Consider the following 20,453-nt stretch of genomic DNA (forward strand, 5'->3'; position numbering starts at 1 on the left):
TCGTATTAGTGGGGGTCGATAAACCTGATTCTTTAGGAGGGTACAGAGTACCTTTGGGCTCCGGTTGGGTGGGCGCTGGTGGAGCGGGCGGTGGATTGGGTAAAAACAAAGGTCCTCTAACCCCACATCCAAGTAGGGACAGCAACACAACGTAAACTGGAATCTTAACTACAATCAATGTCATCTGTTTAATCACCGGAATTTGAATATAGCATGCAGAACACCCCTTCATCCCAGATTGACAAAATTGACGATAAGCAATTTCATCAACTGGCTAGCCATCTATTGCAATCGATTGAACTATCGCTGGAAAATGCCGATGAGCGTTTAGATCTCGACCTTGATATTGCTCGTCAAGGGGGCAATGTGATTAATATTGTTTTTCGGGATCGTAGTGTGGTTGTGGTGAATACCCAGCCACCTCTCCATGAAATTTGGGTGGCCTGTAAAGCCGGAGGATTTCATTACCGTTGGGCCGGAATGATGAACCAGCCACTCTGGCTGGATACAAAAACTGGTAATGAGTTGCTTGCCGATTTATCCCGTTTTGTAAGTGACCAGGCTGGGCAGACAGTTGAGATTAATTTACTTGATTAGTCGTTAAGACCTGTTCAACAATTGCATCATCAACCGCTTCAATTTTTGCTTTGCCAATTCTCTCAAGGGTGATGTAGCGAATTTCCCCACCCTCGGATTTTTTATCGATGCGCATTAAATCAAAGAAACGGCTGTTTCCAAGTTTGGGTGCGCAATCCGGCAGACCCATTGCCATAACGAGTTTTTTGATACGACTTACTTCCTCGGTTTTTAAATAACCCAGACGAGAAGATAAATCAGCCGCCATCACCATTCCACATCCCACGGCCTCACCATGCAGCCATTCTCCATAGCCTAAGCCAGATTCAATGGCATGGCCAAAAGTATGACCAAAATTTAAGATGGCACGAATCCCAGATTCCTTCTCGTCGGCGGCCACTACTGCCGATTTAATTTCGCAAGAACGCTCGACCGCATGACTCATGGCGCCACTATCGCAATTTAATAGTTCTTGACGGTGCGCTTCAATCCAATTAAAAAATTGAGCGTCTGCAATTGCGCCGTGTTTGATGACCTCCGCCAAGCCAGCTGATAGTTCTCTTGGCGGGAGTGATTTGAGGGTATCAAGGTCAGCAATAACCGCAACCGGCTGATGAAAGGCGCCAATCATATTTTTACCAAGCGGGTGATTAATCCCAGTCTTACCGCCTACCGAAGAATCAACCTGAGCTAATAAAGTCGTGGGTACTTGAACAAATTGAATGCCGCGCATAAAGCTAGCCGCTGCAAACCCCACCATATCACCAATCACGCCACCACCGAGAGCAATTAGTACTGATTTTCGATCAGCGCCATGCGTTAATAAAGCATCAAAGATTTTCTGTAGGGTAACCCAGTCTTTATACGACTCCCCATCGGGCAGGACAATTTCATGAACTGACTTCGCGTCGCCTGAAATGGTTTGGATCAACGTCTTACTATAGAGGGGCCCTACGGTCGTGTTGGTCACCACGAATACCGATTTGTCGGTAATCCAAGGTTTAAAGAGTTCCGGCTTTTTGAGAAGTCCCGAGCCAATGTAAATAGGGTAGCTGCGCTCACCGAGCGACACATTCAGAGTTTTCATGGGGCTAATTCAAGTTGCATGAGTAAAGAGCTTACGAGTTGATTGACGCTTGGTTTACCAGTTTCAATAATAAAGTCCGCGATTTCGCGATACAGTGGATCGCGAATGGCATATAAGTTTTCTAAGATTGCTTTTGAGTCGCCATGTTGCAACAGGGGGCGACCTTCACCACCTTTAGTACGATGCCAAAGTTCAATCGGGTTGGCATGTAGATAAATGACCGTACCACGTTCAGCTAGTACCTTACGGTTCTCTGGGAGTAATACTGCACCACCGCCGGTGGCGAGCACAATCGATTGCTCGCGGGTTAGCTCATCAATAATTTGTGCCTCGCGTTTACGAAAACCTGCCTCACCTTCCATCTCAAAAATAGTTGGTATTTTGACCCCGCAGCGCTCCTCAAGTGCGTGGTCAGAGTCAATAAAGCGCCGCTCAAGCTTGCGGGCAATTAATTTCCCCACCGTTGATTTGCCAGCCCCCATCAGCCCAATCAGAAAGATATTGGAATTTTTAATGTCCATTTCATCATTCTATTCGGGTTTATCTAAGATAGTAGGCGTTAAAAAGACGAGAAGTTCTGTTTTATCTCGCAAAGTTGATTGATGTTTGAACAGATGCCCAATCAAGGGAATATCACCTAAAAGCGGGATTTTGACAGTGTCATCACGCTCTGTAGTTTGATAAATACCGCCTAAGATGACGGTACCGCCATTCTCAACACTGACTTCGGAGCTCAGATTCTTGGTATCGATGGCGTAACCTTGTTCGGTCTTCATGCCCACGCTATCTTTATTAATGGCAACCAATAAAGAGACTTTGCCGTCATGATGAATCTTGGGAATCACCTCGAGACGCAAGTTCGCTTTACGGAATTGAATTTTGTTACCTCCATTTGAAGAGGAGGTTTGGTACGGTAGTTCAGTACCTTGTTCAATAGTTGCTTTCACCATATCGGCGGTCATGATGCGGGGATTGGACAATATCTTGCCCTGTCCATCGCTCTCAAGAGCACTTAATTCCACATCGAGAAGACGTGTGGCATTTTTACTAAGAAGGGTCGCCGCGGCAGTCACTGGCTCAAATCCACTAAGGCCGCCAGCCCCAAGTGGTGATCCTAGTGCAAAAGAACCCTGAACCCGATCGCTCCCTTCGGGCAGATTCTTTGCTTGCGAGCGCAAGCCAAGCTTGGCGCCAAGATTACGTGCAAAGCGATGGTCAGCTTCAACAATCCGCGCCTCAATCAAAATTTGCCGGGGTGTACCATGATGCTCGCCCCCAAAGGGGAGTGCTGAGTCATCCCGACGTTGTTTTTGGAAAGCGTTGATTTCTTGATGCGGTGCAATCCAATAGACCCCCTGATTGCGTATGAACCGCAAGCCTCGGCTTGCCAAGATCGTTGATAACGCAGTTTGCCATGGAACATCGACAAGCTGAACATCAATACTTCCTTGAATACTAGGACTTAATACAAAATGCGTATTGCCAAGTTGCCCCAATACATGGAGCAAATCCACTAGTGGCATCTCTTTTGCTGAAATACTAATTGGAGTATTCAGTGCAGCATTACCACTGGCCGCGTGGTATGCAAATGTGTTTTGTGGGCCAAGTAAAAGCCAAATCCAACAGTATCGAAATATCACATGCTTCATGGCGAAATCAGCACCACTTGCTTTCCTCCGGGACCCTGTAAGGTGACCTGGGACTGGTCAAAGTGGGTGATCTGCCAGGAAGGTTTAGCAAACCCATGTTTTGCAAAGAGTCGACTTTGTTGGCCATCATGAAGCATCACGAAAGCGCCATCCTTATTCTTGCTAATACCCAAATGACGCCATTTCTTTAAATCGACCTCATCGGGATCGGGGATAACTGATCGCTTCGTTTCTTTGACAGAAATGTGTCGCTTTGCTTGGATCTCCTCCAGAAACTCCATCATCTGCTCTAGATTTTCGTCAGCCTGGCTATGAAGTTCGTCAATTTGGCTTTGAATTGTCAACAACTCTTTCTTCATAGCTGTTTGGTTTGGTTCACCCTGGCCAAGTTCAGCAATTTCCCGAACCTGGATGGTCAAATAGACTAAAGTCACAAGAATCGCTATAAAACTAATTCCAGCAATGAGCATTCCTGGGTGAAGCGATGCTAGGGGCAATTCTTTGAAGGCGTTAAGGCCTGGCCAGGATTGGCTCATTTGATTGTGCCTTGGTGCCTGGTGCTTGCTTTGTAAATGATCAGCCTGGGTTTCATGCTCCAAAATAGCAGGATCGTTGCCTAGACTTTGCAAGGTTTCGTCAAAATCCTCTCGTTTGATATTGCGATAGACCATGCCCTATTGTGTTGGTGGGCGCTAGTGATTGAAATCAGCAAAACCGGATTGATTGATCGGTCATTCTTGCAAATGCTGTAGGACCATATAATTTGGGGATGGCTAATCCACCGAGCAAAAAACCGCCTTTCCAACGGGGCTCGGGCACTCGTTTTTCTGAGAAGTCAGGTGCCAGCCCACTAATTAAAGCCTTATTGATTTTGATGGTGGTGCTTGGCTTGTTATTTACCATGTTAGTCGCCTACGCATTCATTATTGCGAAGCCAAACTTACCGAACATTTCAGCGCTAGTGGATTACAACCCCAAAGAGCCATTACGGATCTATACCGCCGATAAGGTATTAATAGGTGAGTTTGGAGAGGAACGGCGAAGCGTTGTCCCTCTCAATGAAATCCCTGTCTATTTGAAGTATGCAGTGATCGCGATTGAAGATGATCGTTTCTATAGTCATGGCGGCGTTGATTACTGGGGCGTATTGCGAGCAACTTTAGCCAATTTAAGAGGAAGCCTCTCCCAAGGGGCGTCGACCATCACCATGCAGGTGGCACGTAATTTTTTCTTAAGCAATGAGAAAACCTTCAGTCGCAAGCTTTATGAAGTGCTACTTGCCTGGGAGATCGAGGCCCAATTAACCAAGGACAAGATTCTTGAGATTTACATGAACCAAATTTATTTGGGACAGCGCGCCTATGGATTTGCGAGCGCTTCCAAAATATATTTTGGTAAGGAACTTAAAGACATTAGCATTGCAGAGGCGGCGATGCTAGCAGGCCTCCCAAAGGCACCCTCTGCCTATAACCCGGTTAGTAACTATAAGCGCGCAAAGATTCGTCAAGAATATATTTTGCAGCGCATGCGCGATCTCTCATACATTACGCCAGCCGATTATGAAAAGGCGATGGCTGAGACCATTAAGATTCGAGGCCTAGGAAAAGAATTTGATACTCGCGCTGATTTTGTTGCTGAGATGGCCAGACAACTCCTTTTTTCTCAGTACGGTGACATTATTTATTCGCAAGGTATCAATGTTTACACCACGGTCTTAAAGGCAGACCAAGATGCTGCCTATGCTGCAGTTCGCAAGGGTATTTTTGACTATGATTTGCGACATGCGTATCGCGGCCCAGAGGGTTTTATTGAGTTACCCGAAGACCCTGTAAAGCGCCAGCGAACGATTGATGACGCCTTGCTTGATTACCCGGCGCTTGATGAATTGCAATCCGGGGTTGTATTGGAGGCAAGCCCCAAAGAATTAAAAGTCATGATTGCAACTGGTGAGCAAATCACCATTAAAGGCGATGCATTAAGACTTGCAAGTGCTTCATTATCCGAATCCGCACAGCCTAAGCGACGCATTCGTCCGGGCGCAGTGGTTCGACTGCTCAACGATGACGGGGTTTGGAAGCTGGCTCAATTACCTCAAGTCGAGGCTGCTTTTGTGGCTCTTGACCCTAACGATGGAGCAATCTTGGCCTTGGTTGGTGGATTTGATTTTCGTCGTAATAAATTTAATCACGTAACCCAGGCGTTTCGTCAACCAGGCTCGGCATTTAAACCCTTTGTTTACGCAGCTGCTCTCGAGCGGGGTTTAAGTCCTTCAACCATGGTGAATGACGCACCATTATCGATTGGGGCATTGGAGACTGGCAGTCAAGTGTGGCAACCCAAGAACTACGATGGCAAGTTCGATGGGATGATGCGGTTGCGAGCTGCATTGGCGAAGTCTAAAAATTTAGTATCGGTTCGGGTAATTCGCAAAATAGGCCCTTCGTATACCCAAGAATTTATTCAGCGCTTTGGTTTTGAGCCTGAGAAGCATCCGCCATATCTTACGATGGCCCTTGGCGCAGGTTCAGTCACACCTTTGCAAATGGCGAGTGCTTATAGCGTCTTTGCAAATGGCGGCTATTTCGTGAATCCCTATTTGATTGATAAGGTCACGGATGCAAAAGGTCAAACCTTGTTTGAGGCTAATCCGGTGCGTGTTGGAAAAAATGCGATTCGTGTATTGGATGAGCGAACGACCTTTGTGATGGACAGTATGTTGCAAGAAATTACAAAGACTGGAACCGCAGCGCGTGCCAGGCCTGCTTTAGGTCGTAACGATATCGCTGGAAAAACCGGTACAACGAATGATTCGCACGACGCATGGTTTGCTGGTTATAACCCTCGGGTTGCGGCAGTGGCTTGGATTGGTTTTGATAACCCAAGAAGCCTCGGCGACCGTGAGACGGGTGGCGGCTTAGCATTACCTGTCTGGATTAACTTTATGTCGGTCGCTCTACGAGGCGTCCCCGAGATAAACCGCACCCCTCCACCGGGAGTTTCTGAGTACGACGGCGATTGGATTATTCCTGAGTTCGCTCCCTTGGGCGGCGTTCGCCAAATTAACTAAGTAAAGATGGCCCGTAAAGCACGCTTGGTTATTGTTGGACAAGCGATGCATCTTTTGGTTCGTGGTCACAATCGTCAAATCATATTTAGCCATGATGCGGATTGCCGAATTTATCTTGACTGGTTACGTGATGCTGCTAAAGAGTTTGGATGTGCCGTTCATGCTTATGCCTTGATGCCAAACCATGCACACGTATTAGCCACCCCCCGTTTTGAATATTCCTTATCAAAAACGATGCAATCCTTGGGTCGCCGCTACGCGCAATACATCAATCGACAACAAGGGACTTCGGGCACGATTTGGGAAGGTCGCTTTTGTTCTTCCCTGATTGATCCAATGTATGCCTTACGAGTCCAGCGCTACATTGAACTTAACCCTGTGCGCGCCGGACTGGAATCTCGTGCTGAGGACTGTAAAAACACTAGCTACCAAAGCCATATTGGGGGCAAGGGTGAGACTTGGATAACCGATCACCCAAGCTTCTGGGGTTTAGGCAACACCCCTTTTGAGAGGCAGCTGGCCTGGGTGGCTTTTGTGAGGGAGGGGGCGCCGCATCATGAGGATCGGGCAATTACTGAGCATTTAATCCGCTCAAGACCCTGGGTAAGTCCTGAATTTATCAAGCAAAATCCTAAGATGAGCCTGAATCAATGGCAGGTCAAGCCGCGTGGAAGACCAAAAAAACTTTAAGTCTGTCCCTATTTAATTTAATTTCTATTCTTCCGCCATTATATAAATGGGACAGAGTCATTAAATTTCTATTGCATCCCTTAGTGGATTCCCCTATATTTACCCTCCCGGCCTCTATTTGAAGCAATCCATGGGGATTGCCGGCCGCATGACCAATTTGGATTAAATATGAATCATCTCGAGTTACGTCCGCCCGCCCAAGGTCTCTACGACCCTCAAAATGAACACGATGCCTGTGGCGTTGGTTTTGTGGCACACATCAAGGGCAAGAAATCCCATGACATCATCACTCAAGGATTAAAGATCCTCGAGAACCTCGATCATCGAGGCGCCGTAGGTGCTGACCCACTGATGGGTGACGGCGCCGGAATACTGATTCAAATTCCTGATGAGCTGTATCGCAGCGAGATGAAAAAGCAGGGGGTCGAGTTGCCACCCGTTGGCGAATATGGCGTTGGCATGATCTTTTTGCCTAAAGAGAACGCGTCACGCTTAGCGTGCGAGCAAGAGTTAGAGCGCACAGTACGTCAAGAAGGACAAATTGTATTGGGTTGGCGCGATGTGCCGATCGATCGTGCTATGCCGATGTCGCCCACCGTGAAAAAAACCGAACCAATCATTCGCCAAATTTTTATCGGGCGTGGTCGCGACATCATGACCACCGACGCACTCGAGCGTAAGCTCTATGTGATTCGTAAAACAGCAAGTCATGCGATTCAAGATTTGCACCTCAAGCACGGCAAAGAATATTTTGTGGCATCAATGTCTGCGAGAACCGTCGTGTATAAAGGCCTCTTATTGGCTAGTCAAGTGGGCGCCTATTATTGCGATCTTAAAGATCCCAAAGCAGTGTCAGCTCTAGCATTGGTGCATCAGCGCTTCTCAACCAATACCTTCCCAGCGTGGGAACTAGCTCACCCATACCGCTTGCTTGCTCACAATGGTGAGATTAATACGGTGAAGGGGAACGTGAACTGGATTAATGCGCGCACGGGCGCGATTAGCTCGCCTGTACTAGGCGATGATTTACAAAAGCTGTGGCCACTGATTTATCCGGGTCAGTCCGATACTGCCTCCTTTGATAACTGCCTTGAGCTTTTGGTGATGGCTGGTTATCCGCTTGCGCAAGCCATGATGATGATGATTCCAGAGGCATGGGAGCAGCACACCCTCATGGATGAGAACCGCCGCGCCTTTTATGAGTACCACGCCGCCATGATGGAGCCATGGGATGGCCCCGCGGCAATGGCCTTTACCGATGGGCGTCAGATTGGCGCCACCTTGGATCGTAACGGCTTGCGACCAGCACGCTATTACGTGACCGATGATGATTTGGTCATCATGGCTTCTGAAGCTGGTGTGTTGCCGATTCCAGAAAATAAGATTGTGCAAAAGTGGCGCTTACAGCCTGGCAAGATGTTCATGATCGACATGGATCAAGGCCGCATCATTGATGATGTGGAGTTAAAGAACTCGGTCTCTAAAGCCAAGCCATACAAGAGCTGGATTGATGCGGTGCGCGTGAAGCTCGATGAGTTGGATGTGAGCAAAAAAGACACTCAGGATGATGCGAAACACATTCGCCCCGCAGCAAAATTACTCGATCGTCAGCAAGCATTTGGTTATAGCCAGGAAGATCTCAAATATCTGATGGCACCGATGGCACAGAATGCAGAAGAAGCAATTGGGTCGATGGGCAACGACAGTCCACTTGCGGTTTTATCCGATCGCAGCAAGTCGCTCTACAACTACTTTAAGCAATTGTTTGCTCAAGTTACTAATCCTCCAATCGATCCGATTCGTGAGAATCTGGTGATGTCTTTGGTGTCCTTTGTTGGACCAAAGCCCAACCTATTAGATACCAACAATATCAATCCCCCGATGCGTTTGGAGATCAGCCAGCCGGTCTTGGACTTGGATGACATGACCAAGGTGCGTCATATTGAACATTACACCGGTGGTAAGTTCCGTTCGTATGAATTAGATATTTGTTATCCAGTTGCCTGGGGCAAGGAGGGCATTGAGGCGCGTTTAGCCTCCTTGTGCGCTGAGGCAACCGATGCAGTGCGCAGCGGTTTCAATATTTTAATTGTGAGCGATCGCCAAGTGGATCGCGAGCATATGGCGATTCCTGCACTCTTGGCAACCTCGGCGATTCATCAGCATTTGGTGGAGCGCGGTTTACGAACCAGCACTGGCTTAGTGGTGGAGACTGGTAGTGCTCGCGAGGTTCATCACTTTGCCTTACTTGCAGGGTATGGCGCGGAAGCGATTCATCCCTATTTGGCGATGGAGACCTTGGCTGAGATGGCCAAAGGCCTCTCAGGCGACTTATCGTCTGAGAAAGCGATTAAGAACTTTGTCAAGGCGATTGGTAAGGGCTTGCAAAAGGTGATGTCGAAAATGGGTATTTCGACTTATATGTCCTATACCGGATCGCAAATCTTTGAAGCGATTGGCCTTAATCATGAGCTCATTGATAAGTATTTCAAAGGCACCTCATCAAATGTTGGTGGAATTGGTGTGTTTGAAGTTGCTGAAGAAGCCTTACGGATGCACCACTCTGCGTTTGGTGATGATCCTGTATTGGCTGATATGTTGGATGCGGGTGGAGAGTACGCGTATCGGGTACGTGGTGAAAAGCATATGTGGACACCCGATTCGATTGCAAAGTTACAGCATGCGACTCGCACCGGGCCAGAGAAGGGATATCAAACCTATAAAGAGTATGCCAATCTGATTAATGATCAGAGTAAGCGTTTGATGACTTTGCGAGGATTATTTGAGTTCAAGATTGATCCGAATAAAGCCATTCCCCTTGATGAGGTCGAGCCTGCCAAAGAGATTGTGAAGCGCTTTGCAACCGGTGCCATGTCCTTAGGTTCAATTTCGACCGAGGCCCATGCAACCTTAGCAATCGCGATGAATCGTATTGGCGGTAAATCCAACACGGGTGAGGGCGGCGAAGATCCAAATCGCTATGTCAATGAACTCAAAGGGATTCCGATTAAGAAGGGTGAGACCCTCGCTAGTATTTTGGGCAAGGATGTCGTTGAGGCAGATATTCCATTGCAAGACGGCGACTCATTGCGTTCGAAAATTAAGCAAGTTGCCTCTGGGCGTTTTGGCGTGACCACTGAGTATTTGCGTTCAGCCGATCAGATTCAAATTAAGATGGCCCAAGGCGCAAAGCCAGGCGAGGGCGGTCAATTACCAGGTGGCAAGGTCTCGGACTATATTGGACGTCTGCGATTCTCAGTACCAGGCGTAGGTCTGATCTCGCCACCACCGCATCACGACATTTATTCGATTGAAGATTTGGCGCAACTCATTCATGACTTAAAGAACGTCAATCCACAAGCCGATGTTTCAGTAAAGCTTGTCTCAGAGGTGGGTGTTGGCACGGTGGCAGCAGGCGTGGCCAAAGCAAAGTCGGATCACGTCGTGATTGCTGGTCATGATGGTGGTACAGGCGCATCTCCTTTGTCATCGATTAAGCATGCTGGCACACCGTGGGAGTTAGGTCTTGCAGAGACCCAGCAAACATTGGTACTCAATCAGTTGCGTAGTCGTATTCGTGTACAAGCCGATGGTCAAATGAAAACCGGCCGTGATGTCGTGATTGGTGCATTACTAGGCGCTGATGAATTTGGTTTTGCTACAGCGCCTTTAGTGGTTGAGGGTTGCATCATGATGCGTAAATGCCATCTCAATACTTGTCCAGTGGGTGTTGCGACTCAAGACCCCGAGTTGCGTAAGAAGTTTTCAGGCAAACCCGAGCACGTCGTTAATTTCTTTTTCTTCATTGCCGAAGAGGTGCGGGAGATTATGGCGCAGTTGGGAATTCGGACATTTGATGAGCTGATTGGTCGTGTTGATCTATTGGATACCCGCAAGGGCGTTGATCATTGGAAGGCGCAGGGCTTGGATTTCAGTAAAGTCTTTGCTCTGCCCAATGTTTCACATGACGAGCCTCGTCACCAAACGCTCACTCAAGATCATGGTTTAGGTGCTGCGCTTGACCATACCTTGATCGAAAAGAGTGAGCCAGCTTTAGAGCGTGGCGAGAAGGTTTCTTTCATTGTGCCGATCCGCAACGTCAATCGAACAGTGGGTGCGATGCTCTCTGGTGAATTGGCAAAACGTTATGGTCATTTGGGCTTACCCGATGACACGATCCATATTCAGTTAAATGGTACGGCCGGACAAAGTTTTGCGGCATTCTTGGCGCGCGGAATTACCTTAGATCTCGTGGGCGATGCGAACGACTATGTCGGCAAGGGATTGTCGGGCGGGCGCGTTGTGGTGCGTGCGCCCCACGAGTTCCGGGGCGATGCTTCGCAAAACATTATTGTGGGTAACACGGTGTTGTATGGCGCGATTGAAGGCGAGGCATTTTTCAATGGCGTGGCTGGCGAGCGTTTTGCAGTGCGTAACTCTGGATCGATTGCGGTTGTCGAGGGCACCGGTGACCATGGATGCGAGTATATGACTGGCGGCACTGTAGTGGTGCTTGGTAAAACTGGCCGTAATTTTGCTGCAGGCATGAGCGGTGGTGTTGCCTATGTCTTTGATGAAGACGGACTCTTTGAGAAGCGTTGTAATACCACGATGGCAACCTTGGAGAAAGTGCTGCCATCGTCGGAGCAGATTGCGAATATGCCTAAATCCACATGGCATGCACCAGTCAATGTCAAAGAGGGCGGCGAGCGTCAAACCGATGAGCAAATCCTAAAGACACTGATTGAGCGCCATTTCCGGTACACCGGATCAGAGCGTGCCAAGGCATTGCTAGCTGATTGGGACAAGTCGCGCGCGCGTTTTGTGAAGGTATTGCCTACTGAATATAAGCGGGCTCTCGGTGAGTTGTGGGAGCGTGCTCAAGGGCAAGATCAAACTAAGCCTGTGATGGCTTGATCACGTGAATTGATTAATGAAGAATCTTTGGAGTAGGTATGGGTAAAGTCACTGGATTTATGGAATTTGAGCGGGTCGAAGAGACCTATGAAGCGCCGGTCAAACGAATTCATCATTACAAAGAATTTGTAGCTGCGCTATCGGATGCGGATGCAAAAGTGCAAAGTGCACGTTGTATGGATTGTGGGATTCCGTTTTGCAACAACGGCTGCCCCGTGAACAACATCATTCCTGACTTTAATGATTTGGTTTATCACAACGATTGGAAAAATGCGATTGAGGTTTTGCATTCAACGAATAACTTTCCAGAGTTCACGGGCCGTATTTGCCCAGCACCATGTGAGGCAGCGTGCACTCTTGGGATCAACAAGCTACCAGTAGGTATCAAGTCGATTGAGCATGCGATTATCGATAAAGCTTGGGCCAACGATTGGGTAAAACCACAGCCACCTAAAACCAAGACTGGTAAGAAGGTTGCCGTGGTTGGTTCTGGCCCCGCAGGAATGGCAGCGGCTCAACAGTTAGCGCGAGTTGGTCATGATGTGACCGTTTATGAAAAGAATGATCGGGTCGGTGGTTTACTGCGTTATGGCATTCCCGACTTCAAGATGGAGAAGTGGTTGATTGACCGACGGGTTGAGCAAATGCAAGCCGAAGGTGTTACTTTTGCAACCGGGGTTTTTGTCGGTAAAGAAACGCTAGGCAAAGAAGTAAAGAACTATGCTCAAAAAACGGTAAGCCCGCATGAATTACTCAAGAGCTTTGATGCGGTCATTATCAGTGGTGGTGCTGAGCAACCCCGCGATTTGCCAGTCCCCGGTCGTGAGTTAAGTGGAATTCATTTTGCTCTGGAGTTTTTAATTCCACAAAACAAGGAAGTGGCTGGCGATCTCAAAAATGAGATTCGGGCAACAGATAAGCATGTGGTTGTGATCGGTGGTGGTGACACCGGTTCGGATTGCGTAGGCACATCCAATCGGCATGGTGCAAAGCATGTTACGCAGTTTGAGTTATTGCCTCAGCCACCTGAAGAAGAGAATAAGCCTTTAGTTTGGCCCTATTGGCCCACTAAACTTCGCACCTCGTCTTCGCATGAAGAAGGTTGCGAGCGCGACTGGTCGGTTGCCACCAAGCGGTTTGAAGGCAAAAACGGCAAAGTAGAAAAACTCATTGGGGTGCGTTTAGAGTGGAAAGACGGCAAGATGAGTGAGGTCCCAAATTCAGAGTTTGAAATCAAGGCCGATTTAGTTTTACTCGCCATGGGTTTTGTTTCCCCAGCACAGCAAATCTTAAATGCTTTTGGTGTAGAAAAAGATGCGCGCGGTAATGCAAAGGCTACGACGGATGGTCATCATGCCTATCACACCAATATACCTAAGGTGTTTGCGGCAGGCGATATGCGGCGCGGCCAATCCTTAGTGGTTTGGGCAATCCGAGAGGGTCGCCAATGCGCCCGTGCGGTCGATGAGTATTTAATGGGATCGTCGGTATTGCCCCGATAATCAAGTCATGCCCACTAATCTGACCTTAGGTGCGATTGATTTGCCCGTTGTCTCCATTCGGGGGGTGGATTTTTCATATGCCCCGGGTGAGCGTCAAATTTTGGGTGGGCTTCATATGGAGTTTCGCCGCGGCCAAGTGGTTGCGGTGATGGGTGGTTCGGGTTGCGGTAAGACCACAGTATTGCGATTGATCGGCGGACAGGTGACAGCTCAAACGGGTTCGGTGGAGTTTGAGGGTCGTGAGATTTCTGCGATGAATAGTGATGAGCTGATGCAGGCTCGCCGTCGTATGGGCATGCTATTTCAGTTCGGTGCCTTGTTTACTGATTTGAGTGTGTTTGAGAATGTTGCTTTTCCATTGCGCGAGCACACGAACCTAAGCGAAGAGCTGATTCGTGATTTGGTCCTGATGAAATTAAACGCGGTGGGTTTACGCGGCGCTCGCGATTTAATGCCATCGCAGATTTCAGGGGGGATGGCGAGACGGGTTGCGCTAGCGCGGGCGATTGTTTTAGACCCGCCTCTCATCATGTACGATGAGCCATTTGCGGGACTTGATCCAATTGGTTTAGGGATTACAGCGCGATTAATCCGCAATCTCAATGATGCCTTGGGTGCAACCAGTATTCTGGTGACACACGATGTCGAAGAGACCTTCGAGATTGCAGACTACGTGTACTTTATTGCCAATGGCAAGATTGGAGCGCAAGGTACGCCCGATGAACTCAATCGCTCAACCGATCCCTTTGTTCGCCAATTCTTAGACGCATCTCCTGAAGGTCCAGTGCCGTTTAATTACCCAGGCCCGGATTTAGCTAGTGATTTTGGATTGCACCGTTAATGAATCTCGAACCAAGCTCTAAGTCAAATCCAATCACGAACACACTGGGCGATCTCGGATTTTTTATTCGTAAGAATATTACTGGCCTTGGGTATGCCGCTCGGATGTTTGTCTTGGTGCTGATGCGTTCTGGCGGGTTACTTAAACGACCGCGCCTAGTATCGGATCAAATTTTGTTCGTTGGTAATTATTCGTTTGTGATCATTACCGTATCAGGTTTATTTGTTGGTTTTGTATTAGGGTTACAAGGCTATTACACCTTAACGCGTTATGGTTCCGAGCAGGCTCTGGGATTGTTGGTGGCTTTGTCATTGACACGTGAACTGGGCCCCGTGATTACTGCTTTATTGTTTGCGGGTCGTGCTGGCACTTCGCTCACAGCGGAGATTGGTCTTATGAAAGCCGGAGAGCAGTTATCCGCCATGGAGATGATGGCAGTAGATCCATTACGTCGGGTAATCGCTCCGCGTTTATGGGCCGGGATTATTGCGATGCCAATTTTGGCCACCATCTTTACTGCGGTTGGTGTTTTGGGCGGCTATCTAGTGGGCGTACCCCTGATTGGGGTCGATAGCGGTGCATTTTGGTCCCAAATGCAAGGTGGTGTTGATTTATTTGATGACATTGCCAATGGCTTTATCAAAAGCATTGTCTTTGGGGTGGCCGTGACATTTATTGCCCTTTATCAGGGGTATGAGTCAAAGCCTACTCCGGAGGGAGTGTCGCAAGCGACTACGAGGACTGTGGTGCTCTCGTCTTTAGCAGTGTTGGCATTGGACTTTTTATTGACCGCGATGATGTTCTCCAATTAAAGCGTAGGACAAGATCGGAATAAACTAGGATTCTTATGAAAAAAAGTGCAATTGATATTTGGGTCGGGTTATTCGTAACGATCGGCATGTTAGCCATGCTTTTTCTGGCACTTAAGGTGGGCAATATGAGTGCTGTGTCATTTGCGCCAACGTACACGGTCTCGGCCCGCTTTGACAATATTGGTGGCTTAAAGCCGCGTGCACCGGTAAAAAGTGCTGGCGTTGTGGTCGGCCGTATTGCCACCATTCAGTTTGATGATACGACCTATCAGGCTACAGTGACGATGACGATTGAAAAGGCCTATCAGTTTCCCAAAGATTCGTCGGCAAAGATCTTAACGTCAGGATTGTTAGGCGAGCAATACATTGGTCTTGAAGCGGGTGGTGATGAGCAAATGCTCGCCGATGGGGGCAAGATCACCCAAACCCAATCCGCTATTGTTCTAGAAAATCTCATTAGCCAATTTCTATACAACAAGGCAGCGGATACTGGGCAGGACAAAGGCGATACCAAGTCAGGCACCAAATAATCTCATTATTTAAGAACTAAAATTATTGTGATTTTTCTAAAGCGCTTGTGCGTTACTCTTCTGAGCCTTTGCATCATCGGATGTGCGAGTATCCCGGCGGGCAGCGAGCCATCGCCGCACGATCCTTGGGAGTCCTTTAATCGCTCAGTTTTCTCTTTCAATGAAGGATTGGATGAGTATTTGTTAAAGCCAATCACCAAAGGCTATCGATTTATTCTGCCAAAGCCAGCGCAGCAAGGCATTGATAACTTTTTTGGCAACTACCGCGACATCTACACTTCCGTGAATAATTTATTGCAAGGTAATGTCAGTATGGCATTTAGTGATCTAATGCGGGTGGTCGTTAATACCATTTTTGGATTAGGTGGGTTTATTGATATGGCCTCACCGGGTGGCTTAGAAAAACACAAAGCGGATTTTGGGCAGACCTTTGGTGTTTGGGGTGTTCCGCCAGGACCCTATGTGGTCTTGCCGTTTTTTGGGCCAAGTAATGTACGCGATACCTTTGGTACCGCAGTCGATTTAGAAACCGATTATCTTTTCCGTCTCTTGCCGGACGTAGCCTTGCGTAATAGTTTGACGGGATTGCGGATTGTTAATGCCCGTAATAACTACTATGAGGCAGGCGATCTTTTGGAAGGTGCGGCGATTGATAAGTACACCTTTACACGTGATGCCTATATTCAGAGGCGTCAGTATCAAATTGATCAGGCTAAAGAGGGTAAGGAGCCTCCTGCCCCAGTCTATGAGAACCCCTACGAGTAAATGGTTCAAAGAGACTAAAATTGTTTCTTTACCTTTTTGATCGGTTTATCGTGAAAACAGCCTTTCTAACATTTTTTGCCTTTTTGCTTTCAGGCGCGCTTGGGATTGCCAACGCCCAAAATGCACCAGACTCTAATACACCTGATGGTCTTATCAAAATGATCGTGGCTGATGTGATGGCCTCCGTGAAAGCCGACCCTGAAATCCAGAAAGGCAATATTCCTCGCGTCGTGGATTTAGTCGAAAAGAAAATTGTTCCCTACACGGATATGCGCAGAACCACGCAATTGGCCATGGGAAGAAATTGGAGTAAGGCAACCCCAGAGCAGCAAAATCAATTGATTGCCGAGTTCAAGTCTTTATTGATTCGGACTTATTCAGGAGCCTTAAGTCAGTTGCGTGATCAAACGGTTCAATACAAACCCTTTCGTGCAAATCCGAGTGACACCGATGTGATCGTTCGCACCGTGGTGATTGGTAAATCGGATCCCATTCCCTTGGACTATCGCCTTGAGAAAACCAATGATGGCTGGAAAGTTTATGACATCAACATTATGGGGGCTTGGTTAATTGAGGCTTACCGAAATCAATTTACCAATCAAATTAGCCAAAACGGTGTCGAAGGCCTGATCAAGTTTTTGCAAGAGCGCAATGCGATGTTGGCAGGTAAGAAGTAAATATGAGTTTTGCTTTACCTCACCAAGTTAACCAGACGAATGCCGAGAAGATTGCAAAGCAGGGTAGTGAGGCATTAACTAAGGATTATCAAGTCGATTGTTCTGCCCTATCTGACTTTGATTCAAGTGTACTGGCGGTTTTGCTCGCATGGCGTCGTCAGCTCCAAAAGCGCAATCAATCCTTGGTGGTATTAAATCCTCCTGCGAAGTTAAAAGTGCTCGCTGGTGTCTACGGAGTGACTGATCTTTTAGGACTTCAATAATTTATGCAGTCCGCAGTTTTAGTCGAGCATTTAAGTAAATCGTATGGTTCATTGCAAGCCCTCAAGGATGTTTCTTTAGATATCAAAGAGGGCGAGTTTTTTGGATTGCTTGGCCCCAACGGCGCTGGTAAGACCACTCTCATTTCTATTTTGGCTGGCTTGTGCCGCCCCGATTCTGGTCGTGCATTCATTATGGGCACGAATGTGCAAACCAATTTCATTGAAGCGCGTCGTTTACTCGGTGTGGTTCCTCAAGAGTTGGTGTTTGATCCTTTTTTTACAGTGCGCGAGACCTTGCGGTTTCAATCAGGTTACTTTGGGATTCGGAACAATGACGATTGGATCGATGAGATCATGACGCATCTCGACTTAACCAGTAAAGCCAACAGTAATATGCGTTCGCTCTCTGGGGGTATGAAGCGGCGCGTTCTGGTCGCGCAAGCCCTGGTTCACCGTCCTCCAGTGATTGTGTTGGATGAGCCAACTGCTGGGGTGGATGTCGAGCTACGTCAGTCCCTCTGGAAATTTATTAGTCGGCTTAATCAAGATGGCCATACCATTTTGCTCACCACGCACTATTTAGAAGAGGCTGAATGTTTATGTGGTCGGATTGCGATGCTCAAGTCTGGTCAAGTGGTGGCATTGGATACTACTCAAAATTTGCTCGCACGCTACGGATCCCATAAGGCGCAAGCAGGTCAAGAGGTCGATCTTGAGGATGTATTCATTCAGATCATGGCGGGAGAGTAGTCGCAATGCCAATTCCATTTGAATACGGCAGTGGTTTTCCAACCCTACTCCGAAAAGAGATTAAGCGTTTTTATAAGGTTGCCTTTCAAACGGTTGCTGCCCCTGTCTTGACCGCCGTGCTGTACCTCATGATTTTTGGGCATGTTTTAGAAGGCCGCTTGGTGGTGTATGACAAGTTAACGTACACCGCGTTTCTCATTCCGGGCTTAGTGATGATGAGCGTGTTGCAAAATGCCTTTGCCAATACTTCTTCTTCATTAATTCAATCCAAAATTACCGGTAATTTGGTGTTTGTCTTACTGGCACCACTCACGCATCTTGAGTTTTATTCAGCCTATGTGCTAGCTGCAGTATTTCGGGGAGTTGTGGTGGGTCTAGGCGTTTTAATTATTACCCTCTTATTTAATGTGCCGGCTATGCATAACCCTGTTTGGATTGTGTTGTTTGCATTTATGGGGGCCGCGATTTTGGGCGGTTTGGGATTGATTGCGGGTATTTGGGCCGATAAGTTTGATCAGTTAGCTGCCTTTCAGAACTTTTTGATCATGCCCGCCACCATGCTCTCAGGTGTGTTTTATTCGATTCATTCCTTACCAGAGATTTGGCAATTCATTTCACACCTGAACCCATTCTTTTACATGATTGATGGCTTTCGTTATGGATTTTTTGGGGTCTCGGATGTTTCGCCCTGGCTAAGCCTGACCATTGTTACTTCGTTTTTCTTGGTCGTCTCAGGGTTGGCTCTGCGTTTACTACAATCGGGTTATAAATTACGCCACTAATGAAGGATTGCAATGTTTCCAACCCCTGAGCAAGTGAAAAGCTATATCAGCGAGAAGCTCCCTTGTACGCATTTAGAGGTCGAGGGTGATGGGCAACATTTTTATGCCACCATCGTGAGCCCCGAGTTTGCAGGCAAGCGCTTGGTGCAGCGCCATCAGTTGGTCTACGCAGCCTTGGGTGATCGAATGAAGGCCGAGATTCATGCACTCTCGATCAAAGCCTTTACGCCCGACGAGTTTGCGACTCAATAAATTACCTCAGATCAGCGTATGGATAAATTAGTGATGACAGGGGGAGCCCTCCTTAAGGGCGAGATCAATATTGCGGGTGCTAAGAATGCCGCTCTACCCATTTTGTGTGTCAGCTTATTAACGGCTGACCCGGTCGAGCTCTTTAATGTGCCTGATTTGCAAGATGTGCGCACGATGTTAAAGCTCTTGCAACAAATGGGCGTCACTTTAGAGTTTCCGAATCCCAATGATCGCAGCCATTTGATTTTGCAAGCCGGAACGATTTCAAGCCCTGAGGCACCCTATGAGTTAGTAAAAACCATGCGGGCATCGATTTTGGTATTGGGCCCTCTCTTGGCGCGGATGGGACGTGCAACCGTATCGCTACCCGGGGGCTGTGCAATTGGCGCACGACCGGTAGATCAGCACATCAAAGGTTTGAAGGCGATGGGGGCGAGCATCCAAATTCGTAAGGGCTTTATCGTCGCGAAGATTGCAGAGCCCAATACTCGCTTACAGGGTAATGCGATCCTCACCGACATGATTACCGTGACCGGTACTGAAAATCTTTTAATGGCGGCTTGCCTTGCAGAAGGAACGACAATTTTAGAAAACGCGGCGCGTGAACCCGAGGTCGGTGATTTGGCAGAACTTTTGGTCAAGATGGGTGCAAAGATCAGTGGCATTGGTAGTGATCGCCTCGTGATCGAGGGGGTTCCCGCCTTACACGGAGCAAGCCATCATGTGATTGCAGATCGTATTGAGACCGGCACCTTCTTATGTGCAGTAGCAGCTACCGGTGGTGAGATTGTTCTTAAGAACTGCCGACCCGATACCTTAGATGCTGTCTTAGTAAAGCTTAAAGAGGCGGGTCTCAAAATGAAAAAGGGTGCCGATTGGATTTCTGCATCGATGAATGGTCGTCCAAAACCGGTGAGTTTTCGGACCTCCGAGTACCCGGCTTTTCCAACCGATATGCAAGCGCAGTTTATGGCGCTCAATGCCATTGCCGGGGGTAGCTCACGTATCACCGAGACCATTTTTGAGAACCGTTTTATGCATGTGCAAGAGCTCAATCGCTTAGGGGCCGATATTTCAATCGAGGGCAATACCGCGATTGTGGAGGGTGTTGATAAGCTCTCGGGTGCAACGGTGATGGCGACCGATTTGCGTGCCTCCGCAAGCCTTGTGATTGCTGGCTTAGCGGCTCAAGGTGAGACCCAAGTGGATCGGATTTATCACCTTGATCGTGGTTACGATCGTATGGAGCAGAAATTGACCCAACTTGGCGCAAACATCCGCCGCATGAAATAA

The 20,453-nt window shown here is 47.9% G+C and carries 19 protein-coding genes; 15 read left to right on the forward strand and 4 right to left on the reverse strand.

The window, feature by feature from the left end; all coding sequences use genetic code 11:
• Positions 1–213: 213 nt before the first annotated feature.
• A complete protein-coding gene (cyaY, locus tag QUE64_RS00435; protein ID WP_286225447.1) occupies positions 214–597 on the forward strand; it encodes an iron donor protein CyaY in 384 nt (127 codons plus the stop codon).
• On the opposite strand, the gene aroB is transcribed toward cyaY, so the two are convergent.
• The 4 genes from aroB to QUE64_RS00455 are packed head-to-tail and all read right to left on the reverse strand — an operon-like array spanning position 581 to position 3,983.
• Positions 581–1,663 (reverse strand): 3-dehydroquinate synthase, encoded by a 1,083-nt coding sequence (gene aroB / locus QUE64_RS00440; protein ID WP_286225448.1) that lies wholly within the window; start codon positions 1,661–1,663, stop codon positions 581–583. The genes cyaY and aroB overlap by 17 nt on opposite strands.
• Positions 1,660–2,184: a shikimate kinase gene (locus QUE64_RS00445; RefSeq protein WP_286225449.1), complete on the reverse strand. Its 525-nt coding sequence runs from the start codon at positions 2,182–2,184 to the stop codon at positions 1,660–1,662. The genes aroB and QUE64_RS00445 overlap by 4 nt, the downstream gene beginning before the upstream one ends.
• 9 nt (positions 2,185–2,193) lie before the next feature.
• Positions 2,194–3,312 carry a secretin and TonB N-terminal domain-containing protein gene (locus QUE64_RS00450; protein WP_286225450.1) on the reverse strand — a complete coding sequence of 373 codons (1,119 nt, stop codon included), beginning with the start codon at positions 3,310–3,312 and terminating at the stop codon, positions 2,194–2,196.
• Complete coding sequence (locus QUE64_RS00455) at positions 3,309–3,983, reverse strand: hypothetical protein (RefSeq protein ID WP_286225451.1); 675 nt, start codon at positions 3,981–3,983, stop codon at positions 3,309–3,311. The genes QUE64_RS00450 and QUE64_RS00455 overlap by 4 nt, the downstream gene beginning before the upstream one ends.
• Before the next feature lie 98 nt (positions 3,984–4,081).
• Between QUE64_RS00455 and QUE64_RS00460 the strand changes: the two genes are divergently transcribed.
• From QUE64_RS00460 to murA, 14 genes are all read left to right on the forward strand, one after another.
• On the forward strand, positions 4,082–6,379 hold the full coding sequence (locus tag QUE64_RS00460) for a penicillin-binding protein 1A (RefSeq protein WP_286223795.1): 2,298 nt from the start codon (positions 4,082–4,084) through the stop codon (positions 6,377–6,379).
• A 6-nt stretch (positions 6,380–6,385) separates the two neighbouring features.
• Positions 6,386–7,069 (forward strand): transposase, encoded by a 684-nt coding sequence (locus tag QUE64_RS00465; RefSeq protein WP_286225452.1) that lies wholly within the window; start codon positions 6,386–6,388, stop codon positions 7,067–7,069.
• Between the two features lie 168 nt (positions 7,070–7,237).
• Positions 7,238–11,986, forward strand: coding sequence for a glutamate synthase-related protein (locus QUE64_RS00470; protein WP_286225453.1), 4,749 nt, complete (start codon positions 7,238–7,240; stop codon positions 11,984–11,986).
• A 38-nt stretch (positions 11,987–12,024) separates the two neighbouring features.
• The gene (locus tag QUE64_RS00475; RefSeq protein ID WP_286225454.1) at positions 12,025–13,488 is read left to right on the forward strand and encodes a glutamate synthase subunit beta; all 1,464 of its coding nucleotides are present in this window, start codon (positions 12,025–12,027) and stop codon (positions 13,486–13,488) included.
• Between the two features lie 7 nt (positions 13,489–13,495).
• The gene (locus QUE64_RS00480) at positions 13,496–14,329 is read left to right on the forward strand and encodes an ABC transporter ATP-binding protein (RefSeq protein ID WP_286223799.1); all 834 of its coding nucleotides are present in this window, start codon (positions 13,496–13,498) and stop codon (positions 14,327–14,329) included.
• Entirely contained in the window at positions 14,329–15,141 is an 813-nt protein-coding gene (gene mlaE, locus QUE64_RS00485) for a lipid asymmetry maintenance ABC transporter permease subunit MlaE (protein ID WP_286225455.1), read from the forward strand. Before QUE64_RS00480 ends, mlaE begins: the two co-directional genes overlap by 1 nt.
• A 35-nt stretch (positions 15,142–15,176) precedes the next feature.
• Positions 15,177–15,671, forward strand: a complete 495-nt coding sequence (gene mlaD / locus QUE64_RS00490) for an outer membrane lipid asymmetry maintenance protein MlaD (RefSeq protein ID WP_286223801.1) — start codon at positions 15,177–15,179, stop codon at positions 15,669–15,671.
• A gap of 27 nt (positions 15,672–15,698) precedes the next feature.
• Positions 15,699–16,436: an MlaA family lipoprotein gene (locus tag QUE64_RS00495; RefSeq protein WP_286225456.1), complete on the forward strand. Its 738-nt coding sequence runs from the start codon at positions 15,699–15,701 to the stop codon at positions 16,434–16,436.
• Between the two features lie 47 nt (positions 16,437–16,483).
• Entirely contained in the window at positions 16,484–17,113 is a 630-nt protein-coding gene (locus tag QUE64_RS00500) for an MlaC/ttg2D family ABC transporter substrate-binding protein (protein WP_458574694.1), read from the forward strand.
• 2 nt (positions 17,114–17,115) lie between these two features.
• Positions 17,116–17,376, forward strand: coding sequence for an STAS domain-containing protein (locus QUE64_RS00505; protein ID WP_286225457.1), 261 nt, complete (start codon positions 17,116–17,118; stop codon positions 17,374–17,376).
• Positions 17,377–17,379: 3 nt separating this feature from the next.
• Positions 17,380–18,126, forward strand: a complete 747-nt coding sequence (locus tag QUE64_RS00510; protein ID WP_286223805.1) for an ABC transporter ATP-binding protein — start codon at positions 17,380–17,382, stop codon at positions 18,124–18,126.
• Positions 18,127–18,131: 5 nt separating this feature from the next.
• Complete coding sequence (locus tag QUE64_RS00515) at positions 18,132–18,908, forward strand: ABC transporter permease (RefSeq protein ID WP_286225458.1); 777 nt, start codon at positions 18,132–18,134, stop codon at positions 18,906–18,908.
• A 12-nt stretch (positions 18,909–18,920) separates the two neighbouring features.
• Positions 18,921–19,160, forward strand: coding sequence for a BolA family protein (locus tag QUE64_RS00520; RefSeq protein WP_286225459.1), 240 nt, complete (start codon positions 18,921–18,923; stop codon positions 19,158–19,160).
• A gap of 18 nt (positions 19,161–19,178) precedes the next feature.
• Positions 19,179–20,453: a UDP-N-acetylglucosamine 1-carboxyvinyltransferase gene (gene murA / locus QUE64_RS00525; RefSeq protein WP_286225460.1), complete on the forward strand. Its 1,275-nt coding sequence runs from the start codon at positions 19,179–19,181 to the stop codon at positions 20,451–20,453.

Origin of the sequence: Polynucleobacter sp. HIN7, from assembly GCF_030297595.1 — a bacterium.
GTDB lineage: Bacteria > Pseudomonadota > Gammaproteobacteria > Burkholderiales > Burkholderiaceae > Polynucleobacter.